Consider the following 14,781-nt stretch of genomic DNA (forward strand, 5'->3'; position numbering starts at 1 on the left):
CGACCGAGAGTGGTGCACGGTTCTTCCACTACTCCGAAAGGCATCACGATGACCACCGTCCTCGACACCGAGCTGCAGGCAGTCTTCGACCAGATCTACACCGCGTGGGCGGCCGGCGACGCCGACGCGTTCGCGGCCGTGTACACCGACGACGCGACCGTCACGATGCCCGGTGTGTTCCACCAGGGCCGCGACGCCGTCCGCGCGAGCATGGCGGCCGGGTTCGACGGCCCGCTGAGGGGCAGCCGCGGCGTCGACACACCGCAGGACGTCCGGGTCGCCGGCGACACCGCGATCGTGGTGAGCCGGGCGGGGATCGTGCCGGCCGGCGCGACCGACGTACCCGCCGGACGGGACGTGGTCGCCACCTGGGTGCTGACGAAGCAGGACGAGCGCTGGCGCGTGGCGGCGTACTGCAACACCCCGGCTCAGCGGCAGGGCTGACGGTTAATCAATTGACGCCCGCCGGCGCGTGCTGATCTGCTGTGGGGACGTGCGCCGGACCAGCCGGCGTGGACCGGAAGGAGGAAGCCGATGTCTGTTCTGTCCAGCTTCGCTCTGAAAGGTCCTTTGGTTTGGCATTCGCACGTTCGTTCAGCTGTGAACACTGTGGCGTAGAGGTCTCCCTCGACGCCCCCGGAACCACCCATCGCAATCATTGCCCGAGTTGCCTGTGGTCGCGTCACCTCGACCGCAACGTGCCGGGTGACCGGAAGGCCGACTGCGCCGGCGGGATGGAGCCGATCGCGGTCACGGTCCGCGGCGAGGGCCGGTGGGTCCTCATCCACCGCTGTACCAACTGCGGGCGGCTGCGGCTCAACAAGACCGCCGGTGACGACAATGTCCTGCTGCTGATGCGGCTGGCGGCGCTGCCGCTGACGATGCCCTTCGTCCCGTTCGCCGCCGAGCCCGCCACCGCGAGCAACGGCAACGGCAACGGCAACGGCAACGGCAACGGCAACGGCAACGGCAACGGCAACGGCAACGGCAACGGCAACGGCAACGGCAACGGCCATGGTCATGGGGCAGTCCCGCCTCCTCGGAAGCCGAGGGCGCGGAAGGCGAAGACCTGACCGTCAGAAGAGCTGGTCGGCCGGGGACGTCGCCAGAAAGAGCGGTACGCCGATCAGCAGCGGCGTCAGCGCCGCGATCGCGATGACGAGTGGCGACCAGCGCCGCGGCGGCGGCTCGAGCAGGCGCTCGACGCGAACGAGGGCCTGGCCGCCTGTTGCGGCCAGGCTGCCGTTCGGAGCGGCCGGACCGAGCAGTCCGATCGCGGTGGCGAGTGCGCTGCCGTCGACGTGGCGACGCGCGCTGTCGTCGGCGAGCAACTCGACCAGGTCGGACGTCGCCGTACGGAGCTGTTCGAGCGCCGGCACGCGCGGAAAGGCTTCGACCAGCAGCGTCGCCCAGCCGACCAGCAGGTGATGGCGCCCGGCCAGATGAGCACGTTCGTGGGCGATGACTGCGGCGAGCTGGCGTGGTTCCAGCAGCTTCACCGCGTCCTCGGTGATGACCACCTGACCCGAGCCTGCCACGCAGTACGCGGCCGGCGCCGGCGCCGGGATGACGGTCGCGTCGAGGTCCGGGTCATGGTGCCCGAGCACCGCCAGCAGGTCCAGGTGGCGAGCTCTCGTCGTACGGCGGGTGCGCCACAGGCTGATCGCCGCGCGGACGAGACGGCCGGTGAAGAACAGCGTGATGAACAAACCGGTCAGGACTGCGCTGAGCACTTCGACCAGTGTGATGGCGTGGTCGTGTCTGCCGACCGGCAGGTACCGCGCCGCGGACATCAGCTTCAGCGCCGCCAGGCCGATCGCGAAACCGGCGCAGCCGATCGAGATGTGCCACAACGCGAGGGCGAGGGCCGGCGAGCGTCGCGGGAGGTCGGACCGCGACAGCAGCCGCGGTGCCGCGGTGGTGACGGCGGTGGCGTAGCCGGTCAGCAGGAGTGCGTGGATCGCGACGTTCATGGTTCCCGCTTGTCTGTGCGCTGCCGGCTCTGCAGGGCATCCCGCACCGCGGTCGCCTCCGCATCGGTCATGTGGTCCACGAAGCGGAACAGCGTCGCGATCTCGTCGCCGCTGCCCGCGAGGACCTGGCGCATCAGCTCGGCGCTGTAGTCCTGCCTGGTCGAGACCGGCCGGTACCGGTAGGCCTTGCCGTCGAGTTCCCGCGACAGCCAGCCCTTCCGGTACAGGTTGTCCATCACGGTCATCACCGTGGTGTAGGCGAGCTGGCGCTCGGTGGCGAGGTCGTCGAGGATCTCCCGCACCGTCGCCGGATCGTCCCGGCTCCAGAGCCGATCCATCACGACTGCCTCGAGATCGCCGAATCCACGCACCCGCTGTCCGCCCCCGGTCTTCCTGTCACGTCGTTGTCTCCTGGGCCCTCCGCGGCCGAGTGACTCACCGGGTGCGGAAGACCAGCAGTTCGGTCCGCCCGTCACTCAGTGGCACGAACTCGCTGCCGGCCAGTTCCAGGCCGCGCCGGGCCAGGAACTCCACAACCCAGGCGCGCGGTGTCAATTGATAGATGTTCGCACGCGACGGCTCGTCGAGCCAGGTCTTCGTCACCACGTCGTTCAGGCAGTCCTCGGTGATCACGTCGAACGCGACGACGCCGCCCGGCCGGACCACCCGTGCCATCTCGGCGAGATAGCCGAACGAGACGACGAAGGGCAGGTAGACGAAGACTTTGTGTGCATGGACCAGGTCGACCGACTCCGACGTCGTCGCGTCCAGCGAGTGACCGTTGGCAGGCCTGATGATCACCTGCGGCCGGATCTGGCGCAGGTACCGCACCCAGTCCGGTGCGGTTTCGTACACCTCGTACGCGCCAGGTTGCAGTGCGTCCATCACTCTGGTCATGTACCGGCCGGATCCCGCGCCGATCTCGCAGACCCGGTCGACGCTGCCGTCGAGCTGCCCGAGCCGGAGCATCGCAGCGACAGTCCCGGCCGTCGAACCTGGCTCGGCGCTGAACGCGTCCAGGTAGTCGCCGACCGACACCCCGGCCTTCTGCGCCGCCGCGATCGTCTTCCGCGCGGGCAGGAACGCCCCGACCGCCGGATCGCTGCTGTACCCCCGAACGAGCTGTACCCCCGCCGGCCGCAGGACTCGATTCACTCCGGACCGTGCACCAGCCAACAACGACATAACGCCCCCTAGAAACAGCGGCCGTCACGGCCGCACCCCCCGGCCCCCGTCCAGTCCCCACCGCGGCAAGCCAGCTGTCTACGATGCAGAATAGTACTAACATCCATAGTTGATGCAAGACCCACATCGAGATCGGCAACGGGAACGGAAAGTTGCCCAGCGCAACTGCAAGCGCGTCAGCCGGGCGATCGCCAGTCGGGGAGGTCCGCGAAGTGCACGTCGTACCGGTCCTGTGCGGGGATCAGGGACGGGAACTCTGCTTCACCACGGCTGATCGCGGCGAGCTGCTCGAAGTACCCGAAGCGTTCGATACCAGGACTGAGTACGACGAACACGTCGGCGACCTCGCCGTCGGCCGCACCGAAGACATGCACCAGTCCGGGCGGGACGATGACGAGCCCGCCCGTGCCGACAGTGGTCAGGGTCTCGCCGAGACGGAAGAGCATGGTCCCGTCCAGCACGTAGAAGACTTCGTGCGAGAGCTTGTGGTGGTGCGGCGGTGCACCGTCGGCACCGGTGGTCAACGTCAGCCGGCTCGCGCTCACCGCACCGCCGTCGGCGAGAAGTTCGAAGGCGCCGTCCGAGAGCGATGCTCCGGCGGCAGAGCCGGGTTGCACGACCAGGGCGGGGTTCTGGACTTCCATGGGTACCTCCTACGGTTGGACCCCACTCACGCCGGGGCGTCGGCGTTGCTCACGGGCTTCAGCGGGGTCAGACCCACCGCACACGCGAGACCCACGACGGCACGCACGTCCTTTGTGACTACTCCTTGTTCCAGCCGTGGAAGGCGCTGTGGTCGCCGGCGTCCCATGCTTCCCGCAGGCCGGGAGCGCTGAGATCCCAGTCCGGCCGTACTTCGCTGCTCGCCTCGCGGAGGTCGCGCCACAGGTCCGCGATCGAAGGGCGCCCCCAGAACCAGTAGCCGTTGTAGATGCTGTGCACCACCAGCCCGGGTTTCAGGACGAGCGTGTGCGGGATCATCGGGTCGTTGCCGGGATCGGTGTACTCCTGGATGTCGAGGTCGCGCTGCACGGTCCGCCCGGGGTCGGACAGGAACGGCCACTGCGCACCGACCGAGGCACGGAACTCCTGCAACGTATGGTGCTCGTCGGTCGCGATCGTCACGATCTGCGTGTAGCTGACCGCGATCTTCGGGTAGAACGCCGCGAGCTCGAGGTGCTGCTGGTGCTCCTTCGGGCAATAGTGCCCGCGGGCCAGTGTGAGGATCATCGGGTCGTCGCCCTGCAGGTCGCTGAGCTTCCGCGGTACTTCGTCCTGGTCGGGCAGCTGGTAGTCGGGAAACCTCGCCCCGGGCACGATGTCGGGTCGCATGAACCTCACGGTAGACCCGGAGCACCGCGCCGGGCCCGTGGTCGACTCCCTGGTGATGACCCGGGGATCACCGGTTGCCGAGACCAGGGTGTCACCCGGGTGTGGCCGGCAGGTCGCGCGGAGCATCGTCGGTGGTACATCGCGGTCCTCTGCCCTGGGAGGAGAACAGCCCATGTGTTTCGCTCACTCGGCCACGGCCAGCGACTCGCTGCACGTTCAGGCAGGAGTCGGTCCGGAGGCAGCCCAGAGTTTCGCCCAGCTGGCGGACTCCGGCGGGCTGGGCGCGGTCGAAGTGCCTGGGTCGGGTACGCCGGAGACGCTGGCGGCTCCCCGTGGGGAACGGATCCTCGACGGGTACGGCCGGGTCCTGCACAACCGCTGGAACCGGGACCTGGAGCCGGCCGTGACGGTGCGCCCCGGTGAGGAGATCCAGCTGCTCTGCCGGGACGCCCTGGACATCGGCGACCAGGCGCGGACCCTGACACCGGACGGCACGATGACGCTCGACCTCGGCCGGATCCATCCGCTCACCGGCCCGGTGCACATCGAGGGCGCCGAACCCGGCGACATCCTCGAGGTGGAGGTGCTCGACGTCAGTCCGCTGGTCGACTTCGGGTACACGACCGTCAGCCCCGCACTCGGGCTGTTCGGGACGCTGCGGCCGGAGAGTCTGGCCGGTCTCGCTCCGTGGCTCGAGGCGTCACAGCTCAGCGATCCCAGTCCGGGACCGGTGCCGTCGGCGCTTCCCGAGGGGCAGCCGTTCGGCAGCGGTGCGGCGTACGTGCAGCTGTTCCACTTCGAGCGCGGGCAGTCGAACGGGTACGCGACCTTCGTCGGCTCGGACACCGGTACGCGGGCCCGGATCCCGATCGCGCCGTTCCTCGGCATCATGGGCAACGCGCCGATGCGGAAGGGCATGTACCGGACGTTCCCGCCGAGTTTCAGCGGCGGGATGGGCGGCAACATCGATGTCCGGCAGATCACCCCGGGCTCCCGGCTGCAGCTTCCGGTGTACGCCGAGGGCGCGCTGTTCTCGGCCGGCGACGGGCACATGGCCCAGGGCGACGGCGAGATCTCCGGGACCGCCATCGAGACGTTGATGTCGGCGACCCTGCGGTTCCAGGTCATCAAGAACACCGTCATCTGTGCGCCACGGGCCATCGTCCCGGCAGCGGACCCGACCCAGCTGCGGATGTCCACGGACAGGGCGGCGCTCGGGTACTACGTGACGACCGGCGCCGGCCCGGATCTGATGGAGGACGTCAAGAACGCCGTCCGCGACATGATCGACTGGCTCGTCACCGACCAGGGCATCAGCATGCATGAGGCGTACGCGCTGTGCAGCGTCGCCGGCGACCTGAAGATCAGCGAACTGGTCGACCTCCCGAACTGGCTGGTCTCGATGACCTTGCCGCGGGGAATCTTCGAAGGAGCGGCATGATGAACCGGCTCACGCCCTTGGGTGCAGTGGCCGGCGGCCTCCTCGCCGGCACCGTCGGCACCTTGGTCATGGATCTCGTGCTGTACGCCGAGTATCGCCAAGGCGGCGGCAAGAGCGAGTTCGCCCGGTGGGAGTTCTCCACCGACATCGAGAGCTGGGAGCAGGCACCGGCTCCCGCGCTGGTGGGAAAGCGCCTGTACGAAGGTCTCTTCGACCGTGAGCTGCCCGACCGCAGCGCGGCGCTGGTGAACAACATCACCCACTGGGCCTACGGGATCGGCAACGGAGCGGCGTACGGCGTCGTCGCCGGATCCGCACGACGACCACGGATCTGGTACGGCGCCCCGTTCGGCGCGACCGTGTGGGGGACCGGGTACGTCGTACTCCCGGCCGCGAAGTTGTACCAGCCGATCTGGAAGTACAGCCCGAAGATCCTCGCGAAGGACCTAGGTGCGCATCTCGCCTACGGACTCGGGACGGCGGCCGCCTTCAAACTCGCGACGCTCGCCAGAAAGCTCGTGCGATGACCCAGGATCCGACCGCCCAGCACGAGGCTGTGCGGGGTCCCGGTCTGCTGGGCAAGCGGCGGCGGACGGTGGCCGATCTGCTGATCGCGACCCTCAAGGCGTCCGGCGTACGGCGCATCTACGGGTTGCCCGGCGACTCGCTCAACGGACTCACCGACGCGCTGCGGCGGGACGGCGAGCTGGACTGGCAACACGTCCGGCACGAGGAAGCCGCCGCGTTGGCAGCGGCCGGCGAAGCCGCGACCACAGGCGAACTGGCAGTGTGCGCTGCGAGTTGCGGTCCGGGAAACCTGCACCTGATCAATGGGCTCTTCGACGCACAGCGCAGCCGCGTGCCGGTGCTCGCCGTTGCGGCGCACATCCCGTTGGCCGAGGTAGGCAGTGGGTATTTCCAGGAGACTCATCCCCAGGAGTTGTTCCGCGAGTGCAGCGTGTACGTCGAGTTGGTGAGCGCGGCGGAGCAGTTTCCGCGGATCCTGCGCGTCGCGATGCGCTCTGCCATCGAGCGACGAGGTGTCGCGGTGGTCGTCGTACCGGGTGAGGTGTTCAAGGCCTACGCCCCGGAGAACACGGTGCATCCCGTCCGGGCGGCCTCGGCGCGGGTGCTTCCGGCCGACGTCGACCTGGCCACTGCCGCAGGCGTGCTGAACTCCGCAAAAGCGGTCACGATCCTGGCCGGCGCGGGTTGTGCGGACGCGCATGACGACGTCGTCGCGATCGCCGAGCGGCTGAAGGCGCCCGTCGTGCATGCCCTGCGCGGCAAGGAGTTCGTGGAGTACGACAACCCGTACGACGTCGGGATGACCGGCCTGCTCGGGTTCGTGTCCGGGTACCGCGCGATGGAGCACTGCGACGCGTTGCTGATGCTCGGCACCGACTTCCCGTACCGCCCGTTCTACCCGGAGCGGGCACGGATCGTGCAGGTCGACGTCCGCGGTGAGAACATCGGCCGCCGTACGCCGGTCGACGTACCGCTGGTGGGAACGGTCAAGGACACCGTCCAGGCACTGCTGCCACGCCTCGCGGACCATCCGGACGATGAGCATCTGAAGACGATGACCGCGCACTACCGGCGGACCCGGAGCCGCTTCGACAAGCTGGCCGAACCGGGCCGCCGGCGCGGCGCTCTGCATCCCGAGACGGTCGCGGCGGCGGCCGACCGGCTGGCCGCTGACGACGCCGTCCTGATCCCCGACGTCGGTACGCCGACCTTGTGGGCGGCACGGTATTTCACGATGAACGGCCGGCGACGGCTGATCGGTTCGTTCACGCACGGCACGATGGCGAACGCGTTGCCGCAGGCGATCGGCGTGCAGTCCGCGTTCCCGCAGCGCCAGGTCGTCGCGTTCTCCGGTGACGGCGGGCTGGCGATGCTGATGGGTGAGCTGTTGACGTTGCGTCAGCTCGCGCTGCCGGTGAAGGTCGTGATGCTGAACAACGGTGCGCTCGGCTTCGTCGAACTGGAGATGAAGGCCGACGGCATCGTCAATTTCGGCACGGACCTCGACAACCCGGACTTCGCAGCGGTCGCCGAAGCAGTCGGCGTCCACGGCATCCGGGTTGACGACGCGACCCAGCTGGACGGTGCACTGCAGGACGCGTTCGCCCATCCCGGTCCCGCGTTGGTCGACGTCCGCACGCTGCGCCACGAGGTGGCCATCCCGCCGCGCATCGCGCTCAACCAGGCGGCCGGTTTCACGCTCTGGGCAACCCGGAGCGTGCTGAACGGCGACGCGAGCGCGGTGCTCGAGGTCGCGCGCACCAACCTGAGGCAACTCGCCCACGAGTAGCCCGGTTCACACCGCCGGGTAGACCTCCGCCTCGAAGAGCGAGTAGCCGTACTGCGTTGCGCGGTGGACGCCCTGCACGCGAACATAGCGACCGACGGTGCCGTCAGTGTCGAGCCAGACAGTGTCGGTGCCACCGTCGCCGTTGGTGACTTCGGCGGCCGTGGTCCAGGTGTTTGCGTCGTCGGAGACCTGGATCTGATATCCCGAGCCGTAGGCGGTCTCCCAGCGCAGCACGACCTTGCCGAGCCGGGTGGGGGAGCCGAGGTCGATCCGGAGCCACGACGCGTCGTCGTACCCCGAGGCCCAGCGCGTACCGGTGTTCCCGTCGACGGCCAGGTCCGCGGTGAAGGACGTTCCCGGTTCGGTGCTTGAGGCAACGACCGGGCGGTGCAGCGCGCTGTTGGTGTCCGAGGTGCGGGGCCGGACCGCGAGCCGGAGTACGACGCTGCTCGTGGTGTCGCCCGTCGTCAGAGTCGCCGGGACGTCGACGTCGGCGAGAGTGGCGTCGGCCGGCGGCGTCAGCTTCACCGTGACCGACTGGGTGAAGCCGCGTTTGACCGCGACCGGTGTCGTGACGGGCACTGCGGACCAGCCGGCAGGGGGCGCGACGCGGAGAGTCCCGGTCACGTCCTTGCTCTGACCCGCAGCGACGTCGATCACGAAGCTCGACGCCGTACCGCGCACCACATCGGTCCGACCCTCGCTCGTCCGCAGCGTGACCTGGGGAGTGTCGGTCCACAGCGGTACGAGCTCGGCGACGGTGGCGGGACTGCCGCCCTTCCAGACCAGGCGCACGGCCTCGGCAGCCAGATCGCCGACCGGCACCTCGGCGTACGCCGACGAGACACTGCCGACCCGGTGCCACGCGCCGCCGACCTGGACGTCGACGTCGGCCGCGCCGACCGTGGAAGACGGCTGGAGGACGGTCAGCCGAGCCAGCGCCCGCGGCGCCGACAAGGTCGCCACCAACGCGTTGCCCGCGCTCGGCGGAGTGGTGGGCACATACGCCGTCTCGACGTTGCCGTCCACCGCTCTCTGGTACGACGATCCTGTGGCCGGGGCCGGCGTACCGCTGGCGGTGAGCGTCGTCGTCGTACCGCCGACTGTCTCGACCGAGAACTCGCGGACCACGAGCCAGAAGTCGCTCGCTGTCAACGAGCGGTACCGCACGTACCGCGCCGTCGTCCCCGCCGGAGCGGTGAACCGGACCTCGGCGGCCGTCGAGCGGGTCAGCTCGGCCCAGCGGGAGCCGTCGACGGAGTACTCCAGCGCACCCGAGTGGATGTAGTCGTTCGGGCTCGACGCCTTGCCCATCAGCACCGCGATGGCGCCGATCGAGACAGCCGAGCCGAGATCGACCCGGATCTCCGAACCGGCACCAGGGGCGCCGTCGCTCCAGTAGAAGGTGTTCACGTCGCCGTCGACCATCCGCGCCGGCACGTTGTCCTGGTAGGTGCCCAGGTTGGTCGTCGCCGTCCGGCCCGGGGTGACGCCGAGCCAGCGGTCGTGGACGCGGCCGGTCTCCGCGATCAGTTCGTCGACGACGCGCTCACCGATCCGCGGATACGTGCCGTTGTGCGGCGCCCGGCTGTCGCGGATCGCCTTGGCCTGCGTGACGAGTGCGCTCATCTGCTGGCGTGCGGCCCAGGCCGCCGTACCGTTGCCGACCTCGAGTGCGGTCAGCAGGTCGAGTGCGCGGCCCATCGCCTGGCCCCAGAGTTCGGTTGCCTTGAGCCACGATTCGGCCTCGTCGCCGAAGGCCGGATCGACGACGCCCGCGCGGATCGTGGCTGGCGCGTCGGCGATCGCCGTCACCTTCGGGCTCGAGGAAGGCGATCGCCTGGGCCCGTTGTCCGGCGCGCCACTGCTGCCAGAACTCGTCGACCGCGGCGCCGAAGACCGGCGCACTGTCCGAGTGCAGTGTCCCGTCGTACGTGTTGAGGTCGGCGAAGACCTTCAGCGCCTCGATCGTGCGTGGATCGCCGCCGGCGCGTTCGCTGATCGCACGCAGCCAGACGGGCGTCGCGTCGTACCGCGCCGGGTTCCAGCCGAACTCGGCGAACGAGTACAGCGCGAGCTTGCTCACCGCCGCCTGGTTCATCGGGTTCGAGATCACGCCGGCGACGTGGTCCGCGATGCCCGCTTCCCGGCCGGTGTACGGCGCCAGCAGCAGCCGGCCCGCGGCGTAGTCGTTGACCGGGTAGTTGTCCCAGATCAGGATGTCGTGGCCGAACACGGCCTTCGCCTGCGCCGCCTGTGCCGCGGTGATCGTCTTCGGTACGACGCCGATCCCGGTCCAGTGCACGACGACGTCCGAGTCGAGCTGCTCCCGCAAGACCTTCTTGTACGGCGTCTCGCTGACGTTGTAGTACTCGGTCGGCACCATCTGGAGCGGAGCGACGTCCGGCTTGGACTCGACCCACTCGCGCTGCACGCGGTTGAGCAGATCGCTCTGCGCGCGCCCCGCGGCCGCGCCTCCGGTGCCGTACTTCGCGCGGTCCGCGTCGCAGTGCCAGGTGTTGTAGTCGATGTCGTCGAGCGGCACGTTGAACGAGCGGGCGCCCAGTGCGTAGAGGGACTCGAACTTCGCGATCAGTGCCTGGAAGCCGGTCTCGGAGGTGTAGCAGATCGACAGACCGGGGGAGAGGGCGAAGGTGAAGTCGACCTTGTTCTGCCGCGCGCGGGTCACCAGTTCGCCGAGCTGCGCGAGCTTGTCGGCCGGGTACGGGTCCTGCCAGCGTTCCCGGTGGTACGGGTCGTCCTTGGGCGCGTACTCGTAGGTGTTCATCCGGTGCGCGCCGAGGTAGCTGAGGTGATCGAGCCGGTCCGCGTGCGACCACGGCGTACCGTAGAAGCCCTCGATCGAACCGCGGTAGCGCATCGTCGGCCAGTCCCGGACGGCGATGCCGGGCAGCCAGTCCTGACCCGGGCGCGCCTGCACCAACTGCGCGAGGGACTGCGCGGCGTAGAACGTGCCGTCGCCATCGACTCCGTCGAGCACGATCTGCGCACGGTCGTCGCGGTCGCGGCCGGCGGCGAGCACGTAGCCCTCGGCGGGCAGACTGGCGCTGTCCTGGACGTGCAGCGCGGAGAGCACCGGCGCGGAACGGCCGAGCCAGATCGTGGTCGGCGTACCGGGATCGGTGCCGTCCGTCGCCTTCACGGTCCTGACGCCGGCGCGCGCCAGTGTCTCGCGCACCACCCGCTCGGCGTCCGCATCGGAGCGCGACGTACGCACCAGTCCGACGACGGGAGTGACCGGGAAGCCGTCACTGCGCTCGACGACCTGCTGCGGCTGCGGCGTGATCGACGGCTTCGCCGCAGGTACGGCGGTCGCGTCGGGCGCGACCAGTGCGAGGGGGGACGTCAAGGCGAGCAGGCTGACAGCGGACACGAGAAGGCGCATCGAGTCTCCTCAAGCGGGGCGGGTGCAGCTAGTTAGCCATTGCGCAGAACTGCTCGTCAAGGCGTGGGGCTGGTCAATTCCATGCAACTTGAGCAATCGCAGCGATCTCAGCGGAAGGCGGTCGGGGTGCCGTGCAGTCCTCGCTGAGTGGTTTCCCGGTCGGCGGTGAAGTTCGGCCCGTCGACCTCGGCGTCGTAGTAGCGATGGAAGACCGGCGTCTGCGAGCCGGACATCGGCGGCACGATCCAGGTCCAGTCGGCGGGGCACTGACGGCCTTCCCGTTCCTCACGTTCGAGGTGCAGGAGGAACCGCCGGGACTCGGTGTGGTGGTCGGTGATGGTCACGCCATGGACCTGGTACGAGTGCAGCACCGCGCGATTGATCTCGACCAGCGCCCGGTCCCGCCACAGGGTCGACTCATCAGAGGTGTCGAGTCCCATCCGTTCCGCGACCTCCGGGACCAGGGCGTAGCGATCGGTGTCGCCGAGGTTGCGGGCGCCGATCTCCGTGCCCATGTACCAGCCGTTGAACGGCGCGGCCGGGTAGGTCACCCCGCCGATCTCCAGCGTGTTGTTGCTGATCACCGGTACCGCGTGCCACCGGACCCCCAGGCCGGCGAACCACGGCAGCTCGGGGTGCTCGAGCGGCACCTCGTGCACCGCGTCGTCGGGAACGTGGAACATCCGCGGTCCGTCCTCGACGGTCTCCACGACGAGCGGGAGGACGTCGAAGTCGCCGGTGAGCACGGGCGGCCGCCATCCGCGCCGGATCAGTGCGTCGGTGAACGACGTGTAGCGCGGGTCGCCGATGACGCGGCCGGACGGTTGCGCGTATCCGGCGTACCGGATGAGTTGTTCGTTCCAGATCCTGGGGGCCGGCCGGAACGGCGTGTCGGGGGCGAACACGCTGATCATCGGCCGGATCTTGCCGCCGTTGTGGGCCGCGCGCAGATGGTCGAAGCAGTGCGTGGCCACCTCGCCGGCGTCCGAGACGGTCCGCAGGTCGCGCACCCGCAGGCTGCGCCAGTACAGCCGGCCGATGCAGCGGGCGTTGTTGCGCCAGGCGACCCGGGCGCCGAACGCCAGCTCGGCGGTGGTGTGCCAGTAGGTTCCGGTGAGGTCGATCTCGCGCATCACCGCGGCGATCCGGGGTGCGGCCGGTCCGCTGTCCGGGTTCTCCGCGTGGAAGAGTTCGAGGAAATCCGTGGCCTTGCTTCGGACCGACTCGATTCCGGTGCTCCACGGGCAGCGTTCAGGGGCGGGCTGACTCACGGCCGGTCAGTCCGAGCCGGGAAACTCCGGTCCACTCCCGTGCCGGGAGCGGATCTGCCGGTCGTTCAGATCGTCGTACAGGGGGTCCTTCTGGTGCGTCTGGCCTGGCGGCACCGGCGAACTCCCGAGCCGATCGACCTCGGTGGCGAACGAGTCGACGATGGACTGCATCTGCGTGTGGGCTGAGCGTGCGTACGAGCGCACCTGTTCCCCGGCGGTGTCCATCGCCTCGGCGACGATCTGGCGCTCGTGCGCACGCGCCTGGCTGATCCGCTCGCGGGCGTCCCGGCTGACGTCCTGGACCATCTCCTCGGCCACCAGTTGCGCCTGGCTGAACAGCTGCACGACCTGCTCGTTCACGCGCTCGCCGACCTGCTCGTACTCGTCCAGCTCCGCGCGGACGCGCTGCAGCTCGGACCGAACCCGCTGCAGCTCCACCTCGAGGCGTTCGTTCTCGTGCCGGGCCGCCTTGCGCTCCTGCTCCGCGGCCTGCGCCTCGTCAGCCAGCTGATCGAGGAATTCGTAGACCTTGCCCGCGTCGAGTCCCCGCATCCGGCGCTGGAACGTCGTACCCCGGATCGAGTCGGGGGTCTGGTAGCGCGGAGAGTCGCGCCGGTGGCTGCTGTGCGTCACTTGATGTCTCCTGACCTGAGAGCGCGAGTCCGGGGGTGTGGTCGTCCGCGGCGGCGTAGTAGAAGTTCTCGTACTGGATGTTGTCGGGGCGCACGCCCGCGGCGGACAGCTGCTCGAGCGTGTGGGCGACCATCTGCGGTCCGCCGCACACCATCGCGAGGCGTCCGTCCAGCGCCTGCCGGGCGGCGACGGTGCCGACCTTCCCGCGTTTGCCGGGGTACGACGGGTCGCCCGAGACGACCTCGGTGTACTCGAACCAGGGCCGCTTCTCGGCGAGCTCCCGCAGCCGGGGGCGGTCGTAGAGGTGCCACGCCATCCGTACGCCGTGCAGCAGGTGCACCCGTGGCGCCGTATGGGTTCGCTGCCACTGGTTGTCGATCTGTTCGAGCACCGCGAGCAGCGGGGCCAAGCCGGTTCCGCCGGCGACCATCAGCAGATCGCGCGGGTCGTCCGCCCGCAGCGTCAGCCGCTCACCGACCGGTGCACCCAGCTTGACCGTGTCGCCGACCTGCAGGGTCCGCACCACGGTCGGGCTGACCTGACCACCGTCGATCTGCTGGACGTGCAGGTCGATCGAACCGTCGCGGCGCGGAGCATTGGCCGGGCTGAAGTACCGCCACATCTGGGGACGTTGCGGAATCTCCATGGACACCGACTGGCCGGGCAGGAACTGGAACGCGCTCCGGGGCTGCAGCCTGAGCAGCGTCAGGTCCATCGTCCGCCGCTCGACGGCGACCACGTCGGCCTCCCACCAGCCGGGGCCGGTGTCCGAGGACTTGTCCGCCGCCTCGACCATGATCCGGGCGATCACCTGGTACGCCGCGGTCCACTGCATCGCGAGCTCCTCGTCCCACTCGGAGCCGAGGAAATGTTTCAGGGTTGCGCACAACGACACACCGACCGCGTTGTAGTGCTCAGCGACGACGGCGTACTTGCGATGGTCGCGGCCGAGGTGCTGCAGGAACGCCTCGTCCTTCTCGATCTGGTCGACATGACTGACGACACGGCCGAGCGCGCTGACCAACTTGTCCCGCTGGTTCGACATCGACAGCGGGAACATCGCCCGCACCTCGGGATGTGACACGAACAGGTGCGAGTAGAAATACAGCGCGACCTGGTCCCCGTGTCTCGTCACCTGGTCCCAGCTGCGTTGCAGGGCGTAGGTATCCATCGCGCTATCCGTCCCGGGGAGGTCGCTCCTCGACCGGAAGGGAAGATCCATC

General features: G+C 69.1%; 15 protein-coding genes. 5 read left to right on the forward strand and 10 right to left on the reverse strand.

Going from position 1 to position 14,781, the window contains the following annotated elements:
• Positions 1-48 precede the first annotated feature (48 nt).
• Complete coding sequence (locus ACFYRH_RS16440; RefSeq protein ID WP_387774772.1) at positions 49-444, forward strand: SgcJ/EcaC family oxidoreductase; 396 nt, start codon at positions 49-51, stop codon at positions 442-444.
• 68 nt (positions 445-512) lie between these two features.
• Entirely contained in the window at positions 513-1,073 is a 561-nt protein-coding gene (locus tag ACFYRH_RS16445) for an RNHCP domain-containing protein (protein WP_387774774.1), read from the forward strand.
• Positions 1,074-1,076: 3 nt separating this feature from the next.
• Here the strand turns inward: ACFYRH_RS16445 and ACFYRH_RS16450 are convergent, their stop codons facing one another.
• The 5 genes from ACFYRH_RS16450 to ACFYRH_RS16470 all read right to left on the reverse strand — a co-directional run bounded on the left by ACFYRH_RS16450 (position 1,077) and on the right by ACFYRH_RS16470 (position 4,490).
• On the reverse strand, positions 1,077-1,973 hold the full coding sequence (locus ACFYRH_RS16450; RefSeq protein WP_387774776.1) for a M56 family metallopeptidase: 897 nt from the start codon (positions 1,971-1,973) through the stop codon (positions 1,077-1,079).
• Positions 1,970-2,344: a BlaI/MecI/CopY family transcriptional regulator gene (locus tag ACFYRH_RS16455; RefSeq protein WP_387774778.1), complete on the reverse strand. Its 375-nt coding sequence runs from the start codon at positions 2,342-2,344 to the stop codon at positions 1,970-1,972. Before ACFYRH_RS16455 ends, ACFYRH_RS16450 begins: the two co-directional genes overlap by 4 nt.
• A gap of 64 nt (positions 2,345-2,408) precedes the next feature.
• Positions 2,409-3,128, reverse strand: a complete 720-nt coding sequence (locus ACFYRH_RS16460) for a class I SAM-dependent methyltransferase (protein WP_387774780.1) — start codon at positions 3,126-3,128, stop codon at positions 2,409-2,411.
• Positions 3,129-3,334: 206 nt separating this feature from the next.
• Positions 3,335-3,802, reverse strand: coding sequence for a cupin domain-containing protein (locus tag ACFYRH_RS16465; protein ID WP_387774782.1), 468 nt, complete (start codon positions 3,800-3,802; stop codon positions 3,335-3,337).
• 118 nt (positions 3,803-3,920) lie between these two features.
• Complete coding sequence (locus ACFYRH_RS16470; protein ID WP_387774784.1) at positions 3,921-4,490, reverse strand: redoxin domain-containing protein; 570 nt, start codon at positions 4,488-4,490, stop codon at positions 3,921-3,923.
• Between the two features lie 172 nt (positions 4,491-4,662).
• On the opposite strand from ACFYRH_RS16470, the gene ACFYRH_RS16475 reads away from it, so the two are divergent.
• The 3 genes from ACFYRH_RS16475 to poxB are packed head-to-tail and all read left to right on the forward strand — an operon-like array spanning position 4,663 to position 8,248.
• Positions 4,663-5,931, forward strand: a complete 1,269-nt coding sequence (locus ACFYRH_RS16475) for an acetamidase/formamidase family protein (protein WP_387774786.1) — start codon at positions 4,663-4,665, stop codon at positions 5,929-5,931.
• Positions 5,928-6,458, forward strand: coding sequence for a hypothetical protein (locus tag ACFYRH_RS16480; protein ID WP_387774788.1), 531 nt, complete (start codon positions 5,928-5,930; stop codon positions 6,456-6,458). Before ACFYRH_RS16475 ends, ACFYRH_RS16480 begins: the two co-directional genes overlap by 4 nt.
• Positions 6,455-8,248 (forward strand): ubiquinone-dependent pyruvate dehydrogenase, encoded by a 1,794-nt coding sequence (poxB, locus tag ACFYRH_RS16485; RefSeq protein WP_387774790.1) that lies wholly within the window; start codon positions 6,455-6,457, stop codon positions 8,246-8,248. Before ACFYRH_RS16480 ends, poxB begins: the two co-directional genes overlap by 4 nt.
• A gap of 6 nt (positions 8,249-8,254) precedes the next feature.
• Here poxB and ACFYRH_RS16490 read toward each other — a convergent pair whose 3' ends face one another.
• From ACFYRH_RS16490 to ACFYRH_RS16510, 5 genes are all read right to left on the reverse strand, one after another.
• Positions 8,255-9,877: a discoidin domain-containing protein gene (locus ACFYRH_RS16490; RefSeq protein ID WP_387775309.1), complete on the reverse strand. Its 1,623-nt coding sequence runs from the start codon at positions 9,875-9,877 to the stop codon at positions 8,255-8,257.
• Entirely contained in the window at positions 9,798-11,654 is a 1,857-nt protein-coding gene (locus ACFYRH_RS16495; protein WP_387774793.1) for a beta-N-acetylglucosaminidase domain-containing protein, read from the reverse strand. The genes ACFYRH_RS16490 and ACFYRH_RS16495 overlap by 80 nt, the downstream gene beginning before the upstream one ends.
• 107 nt (positions 11,655-11,761) lie before the next feature.
• Positions 11,762-12,925: a nitric oxide synthase oxygenase gene (locus ACFYRH_RS16500; RefSeq protein ID WP_387774796.1), complete on the reverse strand. Its 1,164-nt coding sequence runs from the start codon at positions 12,923-12,925 to the stop codon at positions 11,762-11,764.
• A 6-nt stretch (positions 12,926-12,931) separates the two neighbouring features.
• Positions 12,932-13,477: a DivIVA domain-containing protein gene (locus ACFYRH_RS16505; protein WP_387774799.1), complete on the reverse strand. Its 546-nt coding sequence runs from the start codon at positions 13,475-13,477 to the stop codon at positions 12,932-12,934.
• Complete coding sequence (locus tag ACFYRH_RS16510) at positions 13,425-14,729, reverse strand: globin domain-containing protein (protein WP_387774802.1); 1,305 nt, start codon at positions 14,727-14,729, stop codon at positions 13,425-13,427. The genes ACFYRH_RS16505 and ACFYRH_RS16510 overlap by 53 nt, the downstream gene beginning before the upstream one ends.
• Between the last annotated feature and the right edge of the window lie 52 nt (positions 14,730-14,781).

The sequence above is a fragment of the Kribbella sp. NPDC004875 genome, from assembly GCF_042873375.1.
GTDB lineage: Bacteria > Actinomycetota > Actinomycetes > Propionibacteriales > Kribbellaceae > Kribbella.